General features: G+C 72.9%; 18 protein-coding genes. 9 read left to right on the top strand and 9 right to left on the bottom strand.

Annotated elements, in window-relative coordinates:
* Positions 1–91: 91 nt before the first annotated feature.
* Positions 92–838 carry a VOC family protein gene (locus ACFU97_RS06640; RefSeq protein ID WP_384251800.1) on the bottom strand — a complete coding sequence of 249 codons (747 nt, stop codon included), beginning with the start codon at positions 836–838 and terminating at the stop codon, positions 92–94.
* 134 nt (positions 839–972) lie between these two features.
* Between ACFU97_RS06640 and ACFU97_RS06635 the strand changes: the two genes are divergently transcribed.
* Positions 973–1,608, top strand: coding sequence for a TetR family transcriptional regulator (locus tag ACFU97_RS06635; protein WP_037783139.1), 636 nt, complete (start codon positions 973–975; stop codon positions 1,606–1,608).
* Between the two features lie 74 nt (positions 1,609–1,682).
* Here ACFU97_RS06635 and ACFU97_RS06630 read toward each other — a convergent pair whose 3' ends face one another.
* The gene (locus ACFU97_RS06630) at positions 1,683–2,150 is read right to left on the bottom strand and encodes an Lrp/AsnC family transcriptional regulator (RefSeq protein WP_384251797.1); all 468 of its coding nucleotides are present in this window, start codon (positions 2,148–2,150) and stop codon (positions 1,683–1,685) included.
* An 82-nt stretch (positions 2,151–2,232) separates the two neighbouring features.
* On the opposite strand from ACFU97_RS06630, the gene ACFU97_RS06625 reads away from it, so the two are divergent.
* Positions 2,233–2,847: a LysE family translocator gene (locus ACFU97_RS06625; RefSeq protein ID WP_384251794.1), complete on the top strand. Its 615-nt coding sequence runs from the start codon at positions 2,233–2,235 to the stop codon at positions 2,845–2,847.
* A 69-nt stretch (positions 2,848–2,916) separates the two neighbouring features.
* The gene (locus ACFU97_RS06620) at positions 2,917–3,195 is read left to right on the top strand and encodes a hypothetical protein (protein ID WP_384251791.1); all 279 of its coding nucleotides are present in this window, start codon (positions 2,917–2,919) and stop codon (positions 3,193–3,195) included.
* Positions 3,196–3,201: 6 nt separating this feature from the next.
* On the opposite strand, the gene ACFU97_RS06615 is transcribed toward ACFU97_RS06620, so the two are convergent.
* Both ACFU97_RS06615 and ACFU97_RS06610 read right to left on the bottom strand, forming a co-directional pair.
* Entirely contained in the window at positions 3,202–3,672 is a 471-nt protein-coding gene (locus ACFU97_RS06615) for a nitroreductase/quinone reductase family protein (RefSeq protein ID WP_384251788.1), read from the bottom strand.
* Positions 3,669–4,853: an acyl-CoA dehydrogenase family protein gene (locus ACFU97_RS06610; protein ID WP_384251785.1), complete on the bottom strand. Its 1,185-nt coding sequence runs from the start codon at positions 4,851–4,853 to the stop codon at positions 3,669–3,671. The genes ACFU97_RS06615 and ACFU97_RS06610 overlap by 4 nt, the downstream gene beginning before the upstream one ends.
* Positions 4,854–4,937: 84 nt before the next feature.
* Between ACFU97_RS06610 and ACFU97_RS06605 the strand changes: the two genes are divergently transcribed.
* Positions 4,938–6,107, top strand: a complete 1,170-nt coding sequence (locus ACFU97_RS06605; protein ID WP_384251782.1) for an acetyl-CoA acetyltransferase — start codon at positions 4,938–4,940, stop codon at positions 6,105–6,107.
* Positions 6,108–6,126: 19 nt separating this feature from the next.
* Here the strand turns inward: ACFU97_RS06605 and ACFU97_RS06600 are convergent, their stop codons facing one another.
* Positions 6,127–7,470: a hypothetical protein gene (locus tag ACFU97_RS06600; RefSeq protein WP_384251780.1), complete on the bottom strand. Its 1,344-nt coding sequence runs from the start codon at positions 7,468–7,470 to the stop codon at positions 6,127–6,129.
* A 78-nt stretch (positions 7,471–7,548) separates the two neighbouring features.
* Between ACFU97_RS06600 and ACFU97_RS06595 the strand changes: the two genes are divergently transcribed.
* Both ACFU97_RS06595 and ACFU97_RS06590 read left to right on the top strand, forming a co-directional pair.
* Complete coding sequence (locus tag ACFU97_RS06595; RefSeq protein WP_384251777.1) at positions 7,549–7,974, top strand: pyridoxamine 5'-phosphate oxidase family protein; 426 nt, start codon at positions 7,549–7,551, stop codon at positions 7,972–7,974.
* Positions 7,975–8,000: 26 nt separating this feature from the next.
* Positions 8,001–8,666, top strand: a complete 666-nt coding sequence (locus tag ACFU97_RS06590; protein WP_384251774.1) for a pyridoxal 5'-phosphate synthase — start codon at positions 8,001–8,003, stop codon at positions 8,664–8,666.
* A gap of 3 nt (positions 8,667–8,669) precedes the next feature.
* Here ACFU97_RS06590 and ACFU97_RS06585 read toward each other — a convergent pair whose 3' ends face one another.
* The 4 genes from ACFU97_RS06585 to ACFU97_RS06570 are packed head-to-tail and all read right to left on the bottom strand — an operon-like array spanning position 8,670 to position 11,080.
* Positions 8,670–9,530 carry a GNAT family N-acetyltransferase gene (locus ACFU97_RS06585; RefSeq protein ID WP_384251771.1) on the bottom strand — a complete coding sequence of 287 codons (861 nt, stop codon included), beginning with the start codon at positions 9,528–9,530 and terminating at the stop codon, positions 8,670–8,672.
* Positions 9,531–9,586: 56 nt separating this feature from the next.
* A complete protein-coding gene (locus ACFU97_RS06580; RefSeq protein WP_384251768.1) occupies positions 9,587–10,186 on the bottom strand; it encodes a GNAT family N-acetyltransferase in 600 nt (199 codons plus the stop codon).
* 49 nt (positions 10,187–10,235) lie between these two features.
* On the bottom strand, positions 10,236–10,631 hold the full coding sequence (locus tag ACFU97_RS06575) for a Zn-ribbon domain-containing OB-fold protein (RefSeq protein WP_384251765.1): 396 nt from the start codon (positions 10,629–10,631) through the stop codon (positions 10,236–10,238).
* Positions 10,628–11,080, bottom strand: coding sequence for a DoxX family protein (locus tag ACFU97_RS06570; RefSeq protein ID WP_384251761.1), 453 nt, complete (start codon positions 11,078–11,080; stop codon positions 10,628–10,630). Before ACFU97_RS06570 ends, ACFU97_RS06575 begins: the two co-directional genes overlap by 4 nt.
* Positions 11,081–11,255: 175 nt before the next feature.
* On the opposite strand from ACFU97_RS06570, the gene ACFU97_RS06565 reads away from it, so the two are divergent.
* The 3 genes from ACFU97_RS06565 (at position 11,256) to ACFU97_RS06555 (ending at position 15,884) form a co-directional block, all read left to right on the top strand.
* Positions 11,256–12,866, top strand: a complete 1,611-nt coding sequence (locus ACFU97_RS06565; RefSeq protein ID WP_384251758.1) for a subtype B tannase — start codon at positions 11,256–11,258, stop codon at positions 12,864–12,866.
* A 153-nt stretch (positions 12,867–13,019) separates the two neighbouring features.
* The gene (locus tag ACFU97_RS06560) at positions 13,020–14,207 is read left to right on the top strand and encodes a flavin-containing monooxygenase (protein ID WP_384251755.1); all 1,188 of its coding nucleotides are present in this window, start codon (positions 13,020–13,022) and stop codon (positions 14,205–14,207) included.
* 171 nt (positions 14,208–14,378) lie between these two features.
* A complete protein-coding gene (locus tag ACFU97_RS06555) occupies positions 14,379–15,884 on the top strand; it encodes a flavin monoamine oxidase family protein (RefSeq protein ID WP_384251752.1) in 1,506 nt (501 codons plus the stop codon).
* Positions 15,885–15,911 lie beyond the last annotated feature (27 nt).

The raw sequence follows: 15,911 nt of genomic DNA, 5'->3' as shown, positions 1-15,911 counted from the left end.
CATGGCGGCACGCACCCCGATTCTTCCTGTCCCGGGCACTGGTTGCGAACCCGGGGTCGAGTCGGGATGCCTCACCCCAAATCGGTACGTTTCATCGCTCCGTCTGGTTCAGTCGTTCCAGTACGGCGAACGACGCACCCTGATTGTCGGTGACGACGGCCACCCTTCCGTACGACGTCTCGAATGGTGGCGCCTGGATCCGACCGCCGAGACGGCTCACCGTACCGAGAACGGCCTCGCAGTCGTCGACGCCGAAGTGGACCAGGAAGTGCGGCGGCATCTCGGCGGGGAAGACCTCCGAGACGGGCGCCCGGCCGAAGTCGGGCTCGGCGTCCGGCCCGAACAGGGCCTCGTGGAAGAGCTCGCCGTAGAAGACGTTGGCGGCCTCGGTGTCGCGGGCGTACAGCTCCGCCCAGACGAAGGTGCCGGTCTCGTGCCGCCGGCCGAAGCCCGGATGGCCGGCCGGTTCCCAGAGGCCGAAGACGGCGCCCTCCGGATCGGTGACCAGCGCGGCCGTGCCCAGGTCCGCCAGCGGCATGGGCGCCGTGACGACCTGGCCGCCGGCGGCGTGGATCCGGTCGGCCAGCCCCTCGGCGTCCGGCGTCGCGAAGTACACCGTCCACACCGTCGGCAGCCGCCCGTCCGTCTTGCGCGCGAGCCCGGCCACCGCCTCCCCCTCGTGCCGGGCCCAGCAGGAGCCGGGCACCTCGGGCCGGTCCTCGAAGGTCCACCCGAAGAGCTCACCGTAGAACCGCCTGCCCGCCTCCACGTCGGATAGCTGTGCGTCCACCCAGCACGGGACGCCCTCCGTGTACGCGGCTGCCCTGTTTTCGGCCATAGCGCCAAAGTAACGGCGGCCCACTCGGCCCGCAGACCAGGCGCACCCGCCCCTGCCTCCTCATGCACCCCATTTGCAGTCGGCCGAATCGCGCTCCGATCACCCCTCGGTAAGCTGACGACATGACAGGACAAGTGCGTACCGTCGACGGCCGCGTGGCCGGCCGGCGTGGGCAGGCGACCCGGCAGAAGCTGCTCGACTGCCTCAGCGAGATGCTCAGCTCCTCCCCCTACCGGGACGTCAAAGTCATCGATGTCGCCCGGAAGGCGGGCACTTCGCCCGCCACCTTCTACCAGTACTTCCCGGACGTCGAAGGCGCCGTCCTGGAGATCGCCGAACAAATGGCCACCGAGGGAGCCGGGTTGACCGAGCTGCTCGAGGGCCGGTCGTGGGTCGGCAAGGCCGGCTGGCAGACCGCGCAGGAACTCGTCGACGGTTTCCTGGAGTTCTGGCGCAAGAACGACGCGATCCTGCGCGTGGTCGACCTCGGTGCGGCCGAGGGCGACAAGCGGTTCTACAAGATCCGCATGAAGATCCTGAACTCCGTGAACAACTCCCTGGCGGATTCGGTCGCCGAACTCCAGTCCAAGGGGCGCGTCGACAAGGACGTGAACCCGGCCGCGGTGGCCGGTTCACTGGTCGCGATGCTCGCGGCCGTCGCCTCGCACCAGAAGGGCTTCCAGACCTGGGGCGTCAAGCAGGCCGAACTCAAGCCGAATCTGGCGCTGTTGGTGCACCTGGGCGTGACCGGCAAGAAGCCGACGAAGTAGCAGGCCCCTTTTTCCAGTATCCAGGCCCCTCAAGTCCTGTCTGGCAGGCGGTGGTTCACGGACCGTTCCGTGGATCACCGCCTGTTGTGCTGTGCGGGCAGCGGACGGTCCTTGACCACGTGCTTCATCACCAGCGTGGAGGTGAGCCGCTGCACCCCGGGCAGGGTGGCCAGCCGCTCGTCGTACAGCCGCTGGTAGCCGGCGAGGTCGGCGGCGACGACCCGCAGCAGATAGTCCGGCTCCCCGAACAGCCGCTGCGCCTCCACCACCTCGTCCACCTCGCCGAGCGCCCGCTCGAACTCGGCGACCGTCTCCCGGTCCTCCTGCCGCATGGAGACGAAGACCAGCGCCTCGAAGGTCAGGCCCACGGCGGCCGGATCCACCACGGCCCGGTACCCGCTGATCGCCCCGGACCGCTCCAGCTCGCGCAGCCGCCGGTGGCACGGCGAGACGCTGAGGCGCACCCGTCCGGCCAGTTCGGTCACGGTCAGCCGCCCGTCCCGCTGCAGCTCGGCAAGGATTTCCCTGTCCACGTCGTCCATGAAGAAGATTCTTCCACCGAACCCGCGATCATGGGCAAACTTCGGAAACACCTTCGGCCTGTTCGCGCCTAATGTCCCCCTCATGAATTCGGGAACCCTGCTCTCCTTCCTCACCCTCGACCTGCTCCTCGTCTGTGTGCCGGGAGCCGACTGGGCGTATGTGATCGCGGCCGGGGTCCGCGGCCGGCCGGTGGCGCGGGCGGTGGCGGGGCTGGTCGCCGGGTACGCGGTGCACACGGTGCTCGCGGTCGCCGGTCTCGCCGTCCTGGTGGCGAGCTCGCCCGGGCTGCTCACGGCGCTGACGGTCGCGGGGGCGGGGTACCTGGTGTGGCTGGGCTGGAGCGTGCTGCGCCGTCCGGCGGCACCGGCGGCGGACGGCGGGGCGCACTCGGGCGGGCTCTTCCTGCGCGGCGCCGCGATCAGCGGCCTCAACCCCAAGGGCCTGCTGCTCTACCTCTCGGTGATGCCCCAGTTCCTGGTCACGAGCGGCGAGCGCGTCTCCGTGCCGCTGCAGACCGCGGTCCTCGGCCTGCTCCACATGGCGTGCTGCGCGGCCGTCTACGCCACGGTCGGCACCGGGGCCCGCGTCGTCCTGGGCGCCCGCCCGACCGCGGCCCGCGCGGTGACCCGCACGTCGGGGGCGGCGATGCTCGGAATCGGCGCGCTGCTGCTGGTGCAGCGGCTGGCGACTCTCTGAACACAAGGCATCCGGTCTACGTAGGTATGGGGAGATACGCCTGCATGCCTCACGAAAGGAGAGGCAGTCATGAACCTCCTGCAGCGTGCCGCCCCCGCGGTGGCCGCGGTGGCCCTGATGGCGGGAACCGCCGCCTTCGCCGCCGCCCCGGCCTTCGCGGGCCAGCCGAACCAGTCCTGCGAGGACCAGACCGCTCGACCGGGCCACTCGGCGTCAGCTCCCGGATCCGCCTTCAACCCGGACGGGACCGCCGGCACCAAGTACGCCGGCGAACAGCCCCAGAACTCCAACAACCCCATGTCAGTGTCCCAGTACGACGTCGCCTGCACCCAGGTCTCGTCCCACTGACCCCACTCACCGGCGGGAGATGCGGAACAGCCGTATCTCCCGCTCCACCCGCTGCTGGTAGGTGGCGTACGGCGGCCAGAAGGTGAGCGCGGTCCGCCACACCTCCGCACGCTCCTCCCCCTGGAGCAGCCGGGCCCGCACCGGGATGCTCGTGCCCTTCCAGTCGATCTCGGCGTCGGGGTGGGCGAGCAGGTTGTGGGTCCAGGACGGGTGGTCCGTGCGGCCGAAGTTGGAGCCGACGAGGATCCAGCTGCGGCCGCCGTCCTCGGGCATGCACGCCAGAGGCGTACGGCGGGCCAGCCCGCTTCGGGCGCCCGTGGACGTGAGGATGACGCCCGGGAGCATCCGGGCACTGAGCAGGACCCTGCCGCGGGTGAGCCGGTGGACGGCGCGGTCGAGGACCGGCACGACATGCGGGGCGACCTTCGCGAAGCCGCGCGTCGAGGAGATCTTCTGCACCGCCCGCTCGCCGATCACACCGTCACCTCCCGGCCCTCGAAGAGCCGCGCCGCGTCCGCGGCGTGCGCCCGCAGCCGGTGCACCGGGCCGAAGAGCAGGTCGTCGCCGGCGGCCCGCTTGAAGGACAGGTGGGCCTCGTGCTCCCAGGTGAACCCGATGCCGCCGTGCAGCTGGATGCCCTCGGCGGCCGCGGTGCGCAGCGCCTCCAGAGCCTGTGCGAGGGCGAGTCCGCCCACCCGTTCGTCGTGCGCGGTCGCCCAGGCCGCGTAGTAGGCGGCCGACCGCGCCGCCTGCACCCCTACGTAGACGTCGGCCAGCCGGTGCTTGACCGCCTGGAAGGACCCGATCGCCCGCCCGAACTGCTCCCGCTGCCGCACGTACTCCACGGTCCGCTCCAGCGCCCGGTCGGCCGCCCCGACCGCCTCGCAGGCGAGGACGGCGGCGGCCGAGTCCCCGGCCCGGGCGAGCGCACCCAGCACGTCGGCGCCGTCCTCCCCCAGCAACTCGGCCTCCACGTCGCGCAGTTGGACACGCGCCTGGGACCGGGTGGCGTCCAGTGCGGTCCGCCGTGTCCGTACGACGCCGTCCGCGTCCCCCGGCACCAGGAAGAGCAGGGTCCGCGAGCGGGCGAAGCCCCCGGTGTGCGCGGCGACCAGCAGCAGGCCCGCGCTGTGCCCGTCGAGCACCTGCTCGGCCTGCCCGTACAGCCGCCACCCCTCGCCCGCGCGGCGGGCCTGCACTCCGCCGGCCCGACCGCCGCCCGCCCACTCCCCGCCGTTGTCGCCGCTCAGGGCGAGGGCGGTGGCGAGCGCGGCGCCGGGGACGGCGAGCGTGGCGGTGAGGGCGCCCGAGGCCAACCGGGGCAGCAGGGCGGCCCGTTGGGCGTCGGTGCCGAGGGCGAGGACCAGGGGCGCGGCGAGGACGGCGGTGGCGAGGAAGGGGGAGGGGGCGAGCGCGCGGCCGGTCTCCTCCGCCGCCAGGGCGAGTTCGGTCACCGAGCAGCCGACACCGCCGTACGCCTCCGGGAGGGCGAGTCCGGGCAGCCCGAGGCCGTCGGCCAGCGCCGTCCACAGCTCCGGGTCGTGTCCGGCCGGGGTGTCGAGGGCGGCGCGCAGCGCCTCGGGTCCGCAGCGCCTGTGCAGCAGTTCACGCAGGGCGCGGCGGATCTCCTCCTGCTCCGCGGTGAAGCCGGCGTCCATGGCCTTCCCCCTCTTCCCTACGGATCTGACGGTCCGTCATATTAGGAGGGCCGGAGCGATATGCCCAGGGGCAGGAGGCCGTTCATGAGTCGCGGGAGCCGGAACGTCGCCGTGGTCGGGGTGGCCCTCTCGGACTGCGGGCGGGTGGACGAGGCGACGCCGTACGCCCTGCACGCCCAGGCGGCCCGCCGGGCGCTGGCCGACGCGGGGCTCGGCCGCGAGGCGGTGGACGGCTTCGCCTCGGCCGGGCTCGGCACGCTGGCCCCCGTCGAGGTGGCCGAGTATCTGGGCCTGCGCCCCACCTGGGTCGACTCCACCTCCGTCGGCGGCTCCACCTGGGAGGTGATGGCGGCGCACGCGGCGGACGCGATAGCGGCGGGGCACGCGAACGCCGTGCTCCTGGTCTACGGCTCCACGGCCCGCGCGGACGTCAGGGCGGGCCGGCGCACCGGGAACCTGTCCTTCGGCGCCCGCGGCCCGCTCCAGTTCGAGGTGCCGTACGGGCACACGCTGATCGCCAAGTACGCGATGGCCGCCCGCCGCCACATGATCGAACACGGCACGACCATCGAGCAGTTGGCGGAGGTGGCCGTGCAGGCGCGGGCGAACGCCGCCCTCAACCCGGAGGCCATGTTCCGCGACCCGGTCACCGTCGACGACGTGCTCGCCGGCCCGGTGATCGCCGACCCCTTCACCAAGCTGCACTGCTGCGTCCGCTCCGACGGCGGGGCGGCCGTGCTGCTCGCGGCCGAGGAGTACGTACGGGACTGCCGCACCGCCCCCGTCTGGGTGCTCGGCACCGGCGAGCACGTCTCGCACGCCGCGATGTCGGAGTGGCGGGACTTCACGGTGTCCCCGGCGGCGGTGAGCGGCCGGCTGGCCTTCGAGCGGGCGGGGGTGCGCCCCGCCGAGATGGACTTCGCGCAGCTCTACGACGCCTTCACCTACATGACGCTGGTGACGCTGGAGGACCTGGGGTTCTGCGCGAAGGGCGAGGGCGGGGCGTTCGTGGAGAAGGGGCGGCTGCGGGTCGAGGGCGGGGAGCTGCCGGTGAACACGGACGGGGGCGGGCTGTCGGCCCAGCACCCCGGGATGCGCGGCCTGTTCCTGCTGGTGGAGGCGGTGCGGCAGCTGCGCGGAGAGGCGGGGGCGCGCCAGGTGCGGGCCCGCGACGGCGCGTTGCCGCGGCTGGGGGTGGCGTCCGGCACGGGCGGCTGGTTCTGCTCGTCCGGGACGGTGGTGCTGGGGCGGTGAGAGCCCGCGGCGCCGGCGGTCAGCCGCCGACGTCCACGGACGCCTCGTCGTTGCTCGCGTCGGGATCGTGCCGCCCCGACGTGCCCCCGGGGGCGGGCGAGGCGGAGGGGCCGGACCCCGTGTCCTCCAGACGCACGCTGCCGGTCGCCGGGTCGCCCAGGCGCAGGGTGAACTCGAAGGTGCGGGACGCGCCCGGTTGCAGGCCCTCGACGTCACAGGTGTACGTGAATCCGTCGTTGTCGCAGTAGGGCTCGAAGTCGCCGTCGTCGATCTCCGTCATCGGCTCCTTGAGGACCGCGGTGCCGGGCGGTGGGACGAAGACGAGCCGGGTGGAGTAGCCGGGGTTGCCGGGGCCGTTGTTGCGGACGGTGAGGCGGACCTTGCGGGTGTCGCCCGGGTCGCCGTGCAGGTCGGCGCCGGAGACCTCGTAGTCGGCGCCGGCGGCGAGCAGGACGCTCACGAAGTCGCCCGCCTCGGTGAACGTGCCGGAGGGCGTCTTCGCCGCCTCGGCCCGCAGGGCCGGCCCGTCCCCGTGCTCGCCTCCCCGGGAGAAGCTCTGGTTCGGGCCCGGCCCCGCCTTCAGCGGCCAGACCAGGCGGTGGAAGGAGCCGTACATCGTCGTGGCGGAGGCGCGCAGGCGCAGACCGGGCCGGACGGTGACGCTCCGTCCCGGCGCGATGCGCACGTCCGGGAAGCTGCACACCGCCTGGCTGCCGTGCTGCAGGTCCGGATACCGGCAGTTGGCGTAGCGCTGCACGAACGCGAGGTCTCCGGCGTCGACGACGAGCGCCAGCCCCCGCACGGGCACGTCCCCGGCGTTGCGGACAACCACCGGGTACGTCACCACGGCGCCAGGGCGAACTCCCTTGTCCGGGGCGGGGGTCAGCAGTTCCAGCGACGGCTCCCCCACGATCACCCGGGTGCGCGCGGTGAGTTTCCCGCCGTCCGTCATGACGTACGTGAGCCGGAGATACCCGGTGTCACCGGGCTTGCTGCCCTTCGCCGCGAGCGGGGCGAACGCGTCGGTGGTGAGGCCGATGAGGTGCGCGGCCGGACCCTCGCAGACGACGTGGGTGGCGCTCCCCCGGCAGTCCCGGCTGTCGTCGCGCAGCCGCACGGCGCGCTCCGAGCCCGCCTCGACGTCCACGGTCAGCCGCCGGGCACCCGGGGTGTAGGGACCGGGGCCGTCGACACGCAGGGGGAAGACCTTCTTGCCGCCGTTCGCCGGAGCGTAGAAGATCTCGGGTGCGGAGAGGGAGAACGCCTTCCCGTCGCCGGCACAGGCGGTGAGGGCACCGAGCAGCAGCAGGACGACGGCGAGGGCCGCGCCCGCGAAGTGCCGTGACCGCCGCACCCGTCGCACCGCCCCTCCCTCGCAGAACTCCGCCGGCCCCGGGATCAACGTACTGCGCAGACACCTTCGGCGTATGGAGGAACCGACATGGCCCTGAACCGCGAAGAGCGCGAGACGTTTCTCGCCGAGCCGCACATCGCCGCCCTGGCGGTGGACGCGGGCGAGGGACGCGCCCCGCTGACCGTGCCGATCTGGTACCAGTACGCGCCCGGCGGCGAGGTGTGGATCATGACGGGCAAGGGGTCCCGCAAGAACGAGCTGATCGCCGCCGCGGGCCGCTTCTGCCTCATGGTCGACCGGCTGGAGCCCACCATCCGCTACGTGTCCGTGGAGGGCCCGGTGACGGCGACCGAGCCCGCCACCGTCGAGCAGCTCAGGGAGATGTCGGCGCGCTACCTTCCGGCCGGCAAGGTCGACGGCTACGTGGACTTCGCCTGGAAGAACCACGGCGAGCAGGTCGTCGTCCGGATGCGGCCCGAGCGCTGGGTGTCGTCGGACCTGGGCACCGTCTGAGCCGCCCCGCACGTGACAATCGGGGCATGGGAACGGATCTGCACGAACTGCTGAGGTCGCTTCGGGTGTGGGACCCGGAGGTGACGGAGCTGCCGCCCTTCGACCCCGCGGCCGCCCCCGCCGCGCCGCTGCCCCTGTTCACCACCTGGTTCGCCGAGGCGGTCGCGGCCGGCCAGCCGGAGCCGCACACGATGTCGCTGGCCACGTCGGACGCGGCCGGCCTGCCGGACGTGCGGATCGTGATGCTGCACGGCGCGGACGAGGCCGGCTGGTCGTTCGCCACCCACGCGACCAGCCACAAGGGCGCGCAGCTGGCCGCCCGCCCGCACGCCGCCCTCGCCTTCTACTGGCCGGTGCTGGGCCGCCAGGTCCGGCTGCGCGGCCCGGTCACCGCCGCGCCGGCGCAGGAGTCCCAGGGCGATCTGCACGCCCGCTCGACCGGCGCCCTGGCCGCCGCGCTGACCGGCCGCCAGAGCGAAGTCCTCGGCTCCCTGGAGGAGTTGGCGCACACCTCGCAGTCGGCCTGGGAGCAGGCCCGGCGGGAGCCGGACGCACCGGTCCCGACCTGGACCCTGTACCGCCTGCGCCCGGACACCGTGGAGTTCTTCCAGGGCGACGAGCGGCGGCGGCACGTACGGCTGAACTACCGCCGTGAGCCGGGAGTTTGGGCGCGCGAGCTGCTGTGGCCGTAGGGCTCAGGCCGTGAAGGCGTACCCCGCGAAGTCCGTCACCGGCCGGTAACCGATCCGCTGGTACAGCGCGTTGCTCGTCGGGTTGGCGAGGTCCGCGAAGAGCAGGACCTCCTGGGCCCCCGCCGCCCGCGCGGCCCGGCTCACCTCGGCGGTGACCGCGCCGGCGTAGCCCCGGCCGCGCAGCGGGGCCGGGGTGTACACGGGAGCCACGCGCACCTGGCCGGCGATCATCGGCGTGGTGCCGGCCATGGACAGCGGGGTGCCGTCGCCGTCCTCCCAGAGCGTCAGTCCGCCCGAGGCAATGCGCGCGTCGGCCCAGCTCTCCGCGCGCTGGGGCGCGCCGCCGCCGACCGCCTCCTTGAACTCGTCGTACCAGCGCATCAGTTGTTCCCGGTCGGCTTCCCCGGCGACCCTCGCCCGTCCCGCGGGCCACGGCTGGGGGACGGTCAGCGCCTCCAGGCGGTACAGCCGGGAGCGCTCGCCCGGCCGCGCGGTCTCGCCCGTGTGCCGCTCCCAGGCCCGGGCCAGCGCTCCGGCCGTCCCGCTCTCGCCGGAGACGCCCGGCAGCGGGCGGCCCGTGCCGGCCAGGTGCACGGCGAGCGCCTCGGCGTCCCCGGGCGTGAGGGGCGTGACCTGGAGGGGGTGGGGCGGGGTACGGAAGTAGGCCGCCCGGACCGTGCCCGCGCGCTCCAGCACGCCGAAGTAGGGCGGCTCGTCGCCGTACACGCCGGGCCCGCGCGTGCGCAGCCCCTCGGTCACCGTCAGCGGGACGGTGTGCAGGTCCGGCCGGGAACGCAGGAACTCCCCGGCGCGGGCGAGGAATGCGTGCAGGTCGTCGATGAGATACCAGTCGTCGGGCCGCATGCCTCATGATCCCGTGCGGCGGCCCCGGGCGCCTTCCGGTTTTTCCGCGGCCCCCGCTACGGGATCTCCGGCTCCGGATCGGTCGCCAGCCGGCCGTGCAGATGGACGTCCCGGAAGGTGTCGCAGCGGCCCGCCTCGAACATCGCGCCGCGCAGGGTCCCTTCGTAGCGGTAGCCGCACCGCTCGGCCACCCGGCACGAGATCTCGTGGCCGAGCGCGTGGCCGAGTTCGAGCCGGTGCAGCGCCAGTTCGGTCAGCGCCCAGCGGGAGGCCGCGGCCAGGGCGTGCACGGCGACGCCGCGTCCGCGGGCCTCGGGGAGCACCCAGTAGCCGACGCGGGCCACGCGCTGGACGGGGTCGATGGCGTTGATGCCGACGTGGCCCAGGACCGCCCCGCTCGCGGCGTCGACGACGCAGAACGACGCCGCGCTCCCCTCCGCCGTCAGCCGCGTCTTGGCGCACAGCGAGTCCCGGGCGCCGACCGCGTCGGTGATCGGCCGGTGCGGGGTGTTCCAGCGCCGGAACTCGGGGTCGGTGGTCCCGCGCAGCCAGGCCGCGACGTCCGCGTCGGACTCCGCGTCCCACCCGCGCAGCCGGATGCCGGGGCCGAGCAGTTCGGGCAGGGCGGCGGTGAGGTGTTCGTCGGTGGAGGCCACCGGCCCATTGAAACCCCTGCGGCCGTCCGGCGCACCGGCATTGTCCGCGTCAGCCGCGCGGGCGGAAGACCGGTGTCCCCTCCCGGAACGCGACCTCCAGCTCCATCCCCGCCCGCAGCGTGCTCCCGCCCGCCCCGACGACCTCCGTCATCATCCGCGGCCCCTCCGCGAGGTCGACGACGGCGGCGACGTACGGGGTCCGCTCCCCGAAGGGCGGCAGGTCGTTGCGGTGCACGACGGACCAGGTGTAGAGCACGGCCCGGCCGCTCGCCGGCTCCCACGCGACGTCCTCGCTCCAGCAGAAGGGGCAGAACTCCCGCGGGTAGTGGTGCGCCCGCCCGCACGCGCCGCACCGGCGGATCAGCAGCCGGCCCTCGGCCGCCGCGTCCCAGTACGTCCGCGTGAAGGCGTCGGCCTCCGGCACGTCGAAGCGGGGCGCGCTCATCCGAAGAGCCCCAGGGCACTGTCCAGCGACCAGCTCTGCCACGACATCGCGAACAGCGCGACCACCGACATCAGGGCCATCATCGAGTTCTGCCCCTGCTCGGCGACCTCGTGAATCATCAGCGTGAAGTAGAGGACGTTCAGGAGCAGTCCGCCCACCAGCGCGACCGGGGTCAGGAACCCGGCGACCAGCCCGAGGCCGATGGCCAGCTCCGCGTAGACCACCACGTACGCCATGGTCCGGGGCCGCGGCGCCACCATGACCTCGAAGCCGGACCGTACGGCGTTCCAGCGGTGCTTGGCCGCCACCGACGCCGCCCACGTGATGCCGGTGCCGCGCTCGAACCAGGCCTTGCGGTCCTTGTGCCGCCAGCTCTCCAGCCACCACAGCCCAAGGCCTATGCGCAGCACGGCCAGCCACTCAGCGCCACTGAGCCAGATCGAGTCCATGAATCTGACGGTACGTCAGATACTCCGATCCCGGAACCCCGTGCGCCGGCCGTACGGCTGTGCACCGGCTGTGAAGCTGTGCATCCACCGTGGATACCCGCGGATTGTTGGCAATTTTGTTCGCAGCCGCCCTACCTTCGCAGCCGACAGCCGATAACCCCGAGGGAGTCGCACCGTGAAGCACAGGGCAGTCAAGCGCAGGACCGTGGTGACGGGCATCGCCGCCACCGCAGGCGTCGCCGCCGTCGGCGGTGTGGCACTCGACGCGCAGGCGTCCGGCACCTCGTCGTCCCCGGCGGACCCGCTGGCCTTCGACCCCGACGCCTGCACCGCGCTGACGACGACCGTCACGGACACCGGCGGCGACGAGCACCAGGTGACGTACCACTTCTGGAAGGCGATCACCTACGTCGCCGACCCGGTGGACGCGAGGTACCAGTCGCTGATCGTCAGCGCCCCGGTCGAGATCGACGGCGAGACGGTCGACCCGGCGAACGCGCCGATCCTGCTGGCGAACTCCATCGGCGGCTACATGCCCTCCTCCGTCGCGGACGCCACCGGGGTCGGCGCCGGGGGCATGTCCGGCGGCGGCGCTCCCGGCGGGAGCGCCGCGCCGAGCGCCTCGGCGTCCGCGCCGGGCGCGAACGGCAACACCAACGCCACCGGCGGCGCCACCGCCTCCAACCAGCTCCTGGCGCTGGCCGCCGGCTACGTCGTCATCGAGCCGGGCGCCCGCGGCCGCACCCTCAAGGACTCCTCCGGCACGTACTACGGCACCGCCCCGGCCGTGATCGTCGACCTGAAGGCGGCGGTGCGCTACATCCGGCACAACCGGGGCCGCATCCCCGGCGACGTGGACCGGATCGTCTCCGCCGGGACCAGCGCGGGCGGCGCGCTGTCCACGCTGCTCGGCGCGTCCGGCGACAGCCCGATCTACGAGAAGTACCTGAAGGAGCTGGGCGCGGCCGACGCCTCCGACGCGATCTTCGCGGTCGGCGCCTGGTGCCCCATCACCGACCTGGAGCACGCCGACGGCGCCTACGAGTGGAACTGGGGCACCAGCGCGCTGAGCACGGGCAAGCAGGTCGACCGGACGGTCTCCAAGGAGCTCACGTCCCGGTTCGCCGAGTACCAGGCGGGGTTGCGGCTGCGCGGCCTGAACGGCTTCGGCCCGCTGACCGCCCGCAATTACGACGCGTACCTGGTCGAGCAGTACCTGCGGCCGTCGGCGACGACGTACCTCGCCGCCCTGTCCGACGCGGACCGCACGACGTATCTGGCCGAGAACACCTTCATCACCTGGAAGAACGGCAAGGCCAGCTTCACCTGGGAGGACTTCCTCACCCACGTCGGCGCCCGCAAGAAGACCGTCCCGGCCTTCGACGCCTTCGACCTGTCGGCCGGGGAGAACAACGAGTTCGGCGCCGGCGCCACCGAGAACCGGCACTTCACGGCGTACGGCGCGAAGAACGACACCACCGGGCTCGCCACCCGGCGGGTGGCGGCCGACATCCCCGAGAAGCTGCGCCTGATGAACCCCATGTACCACCTGGTGGAGAAGGTCAACGGCCGCCGCTCCAAGCACTGGTGGATCCGCCTGGGCACCAGCGACTCGGACACCTCGCACGTGATCTCCGCGAACCTCGCGGCCCGCCTGGACGACCTCGGCGACGAGGTGGACCACCTCTACTACTGGGACCAGGGCCACGGCGCCAACACCGACCCGGGCGACTTCATCACCTGGATCGGCCGGGTGACGGGCCACCGGGCCGGGGCCGGGAAGTAGGCATGGGGAGGGTGGGGCCGCGCGCCGTACCACCACAACCAGGTGGCCTACGTCACAAGCCCCACCCAGTCCTCCTACACCCGTGATCAATCCGAAACCAATTCCGGGCTTGACCGAGACCCATCAACCCGGTGCGTGATTACGCTCGCGCTCATGGCCGACTCCATACCGTCCCCAACCCCCACGGACCGACCCGTCTACATCATCGGCGGCGGCCCGGCAGGACTGTCCGTGGCGCACACGCTGCGGGTCCGGGGCATACGCGCCGTCGTGCTGGAGAAGTCCGACCGCGTGGGCGCGGCCTGGCGGCGCCACTACGACCGGCTCCACCTGCACACCACCCGCCGCCTGTCGGCCCTGCCGGGGCTGCCCATGCCGCGCCGCTTCGGGCGCTGGGTGGCCCGGGACGACATGGTGCGCTACCTGGAGAAGTACGCCGAGGCGCACGCGCTGGAGATCGTCACCGGCGTCGAGGTCTCCCGCGTCGAGCGCTCCCCCGACGGCACCGGCTGGCTGCTGCACGCGACCGGCGGGCGCGCGCTCACCGGCGCCGCCGTGGTCGTGGCCACCGGCTACAACCACACGCCCTACGTCCCGGACTGGGCCGGACGCGACACCTACAAGGGCGACTTCGTGCACGCCGGCGAGTACCGCAACGCCACGCCGTACGCCGGGCGGGACGTCCTCGTGGTCGGGGCCGGCAACACCGGCGCCGAGATCGCCGTCGACCTGGTGGAAGGCGGCGCCTCGCGGGTGCGGCTGTCGGTGCGGACGGCTCCGCACATCGTGCGGCGGTCCACCGCCGGGTGGGCCGCCCAGTACACGGGCGTGCTGGTGCGGCGGCTGCCGACCAAAGTGGTGGACCGGCTGGCCCGGCCGCTGGCGAAGCTGAGTGTGCCCGACCTCGCGGAGAAGGGGCTGCCCCGCCCGGACACCGGCCTCTACACCCGGGTCAAGGAGGGGGCGATCCCGGTGCAGGACGTCGGCCTGATCGACGCCGTGCGCTCCGGGAAGGTCGAGGTCGTGGCCGCCGTCGACAGCTTCGAGGGCGGCAAGGTCGTCCTCGCCGACGGCACCCGCGTCGCACCGGACGCCGTCGTCGCCGCCACCGGGTACGCCCGCGCGCTGGAGGGCCTCGTCGGCCATCTCGGCGTCCTCGACGAGAGAGGCAGACCCGTGCCGCACGGCGCCCGCGCCGCGCAGCAGGCCCCCGGGCTGTACTTCACCGGCTTCACCACGCCCATCAGCGGCACGCTCCGCGAGGTGGCCATGGACGCCGAGAAGATCGCGAAGGCCGTCGTGAAGAAGAGCGGGGACACCCTCTCCCGTCTGCCCGGATGACCCGGGAACCCGCTGCCCGGATGACGTAGGAATCCTCAACTTCCCTCCTCGGCGCTCCCGTTGCCCATGAGCCGGATGTGACGGGAGCGTTGAAGCGTGCCGCCTCACGGGGCCAGAATCTGAACACTGCTCACTTTCTGGCACCACACTCTCTCCACACGGAGGATGCACGTGGCACGCGAAAGACAGCACAACCCCCGTCCCCTGACCCGGCGTTCCCTGCTCGGCGGCGCCGCCGCCGCTGCCGGGGCCGCCACCCTCACCGGCACCGCCGCGGGCCCCGCGGCCGCGGCCGCCTCGCGGACCGTGGACGTCGCGATCGTCGGCGGCGGGCTCGCCGGCCTGACGGCCGCCCGCGACCTGGTGGCCGGCGGTAGGACGGTGGCCGTCCTGGAGGCCCGCGACCGCGTCGGCGGCCGCGTCGTCAACCTGCCGCTGCCGGGCGGCGGTTACACCGAGGGCGGCGGGGAGTTCATCGGCCCCACCCAGGACCGCATCAAGGCGCTCGCGGACTCGCTCGGCGTGGCGACCTTCACCACCTACAACACCGGCAAGAACCTCCTCTACAAGGACGGCAGGAGGACCCCGTACGCCACCGACGGCATCCTCGGCTCGGTGCCGCCGATCGACGCGGCGGGCCTCGCCAACGCCGCGATCGTGCAGGCGTCCCTGGACGACATGGCCAAGCAGATCCCGCTGGACGCGCCCTGGACGGCGCCGAAGGCGGCCGAGTGGGACAAGCAGACCTTCGAGAGCTGGCTGAACGCCAACGCGATCGTCCCGTCGGCCAAGTTCCTGCTGGACGTGGCCTGTACGTCGATCTTCTCGGCGCAGCCCAGCGAACTCTCCCTGCTCTTCGTGCTCTTCTACATCGCCGCGGCCGGCAACGAGTCGAACACCGGCACCCTGGAGCGCCTGACCGACACCGCAGGCGGCGCCCAGGAGTCCCGCTTCGTCGGCGGCTCCCAGCAGGTGCCGATCAAGCTGGCCGCCACCCTCGGCGACCGCGTGGTGCTGAGCGCACCGGTGCGCTCCGTCAAGCAGTCCGGCGGCTCGTACCTCGTCACGGCCGACGGCATCACGGTGACCGCGAAGAAGGTGGTCGTCGCCGTACCGCCGCCGCTCGCGGCCCGCATCTCCTACGACCCGCTGCTCCCGGCCGCCCGCGACCAGTTGAGCCAGCGTCTGCCGATGGGCTCCATCGGCAAGGCGATCGCCGTCTACGACAGCCCCTTCTGGCGGGCCGACGGCCTCAACGGCCAGGTCGTCAGCGACTCCGGCGTGGTCCGCTCGACCTTCGACAACTCCCCGCCGGACGCCTCCTACGGCGCCCTGATGGGCTTCATCGAGGCCGACGAGATGCGCGCCTACGACGCCGCGAGCACCGACGAGGTCAAGGCCGCCGTCCTGAAGGACTACGCCGGCTACTTCGGCGACAAGGCCAAGTCGCCGACCGCCTTCGTCCTCCAGCGCTGGGACAACGAGGGCTTCTCCCGCGGCGGCCCGGTCGCCTACGCGCCCCCGGGCGTACTCACGCAGTACGGCGCCGGCCTGCGCAAGCCGTTCGGCGGCATCCACTGGGCGGGCACCGAGACCTCCACCCACTGGAACGGATTCATGGACGGAGCGGTGCGTTCGGGCGAGCGGGTGGCGAGGGAAGTGCTGGCGGAGTTGTAGCGGGCCGCAACCATTTGCGACCCGACC

This window comes from Streptomyces sp. NPDC057616, from assembly GCF_042800575.1.
Taxonomy (GTDB): domain Bacteria; phylum Actinomycetota; class Actinomycetes; order Streptomycetales; family Streptomycetaceae; genus Streptomyces.
This window is presented reverse-complemented; position numbering and strand designations above follow the sequence as displayed.

Excerpts from the sequence above, each read along its gene's own strand:
- ACFU97_RS06640 (WP_384251800.1), bottom strand. The coding sequence starts at position 838 with ATGGCCGAAAACAGGGCAGCCGCGTACACGGAGGGCGTCCCGTGCTGG.
- ACFU97_RS06595 (WP_384251777.1), top strand. The coding sequence starts at position 7,549 with ATGGCCCTGAACCGCGAAGAGCGCGAGACGTTTCTCGCCGAGCCGCAC.
- ACFU97_RS06625 (WP_384251794.1), top strand. The coding sequence starts at position 2,233 with ATGAATTCGGGAACCCTGCTCTCCTTCCTCACCCTCGACCTGCTCCTC.
- ACFU97_RS06575 (WP_384251765.1), bottom strand. The coding sequence starts at position 10,631 with ATGAGCGCGCCCCGCTTCGACGTGCCGGAGGCCGACGCCTTCACGCGG.
- ACFU97_RS06560 (WP_384251755.1), top strand. The coding sequence starts at position 13,020 with ATGGCCGACTCCATACCGTCCCCAACCCCCACGGACCGACCCGTCTAC.
- ACFU97_RS06620 (WP_384251791.1), top strand. The coding sequence starts at position 2,917 with ATGAACCTCCTGCAGCGTGCCGCCCCCGCGGTGGCCGCGGTGGCCCTG.
- ACFU97_RS06570 (WP_384251761.1), bottom strand. The coding sequence starts at position 11,080 with ATGGACTCGATCTGGCTCAGTGGCGCTGAGTGGCTGGCCGTGCTGCGC.
- ACFU97_RS06610 (WP_384251785.1), bottom strand. The coding sequence starts at position 4,853 with ATGGACGCCGGCTTCACCGCGGAGCAGGAGGAGATCCGCCGCGCCCTG.
- ACFU97_RS06630 (WP_384251797.1), bottom strand. The coding sequence starts at position 2,150 with ATGGACGACGTGGACAGGGAAATCCTTGCCGAGCTGCAGCGGGACGGG.
- ACFU97_RS06590 (WP_384251774.1), top strand. The coding sequence starts at position 8,001 with ATGGGAACGGATCTGCACGAACTGCTGAGGTCGCTTCGGGTGTGGGAC.
- ACFU97_RS06585 (WP_384251771.1), bottom strand. The coding sequence starts at position 9,530 with ATGCGGCCCGACGACTGGTATCTCATCGACGACCTGCACGCATTCCTC.
- ACFU97_RS06605 (WP_384251782.1), top strand. The coding sequence starts at position 4,938 with ATGAGTCGCGGGAGCCGGAACGTCGCCGTGGTCGGGGTGGCCCTCTCG.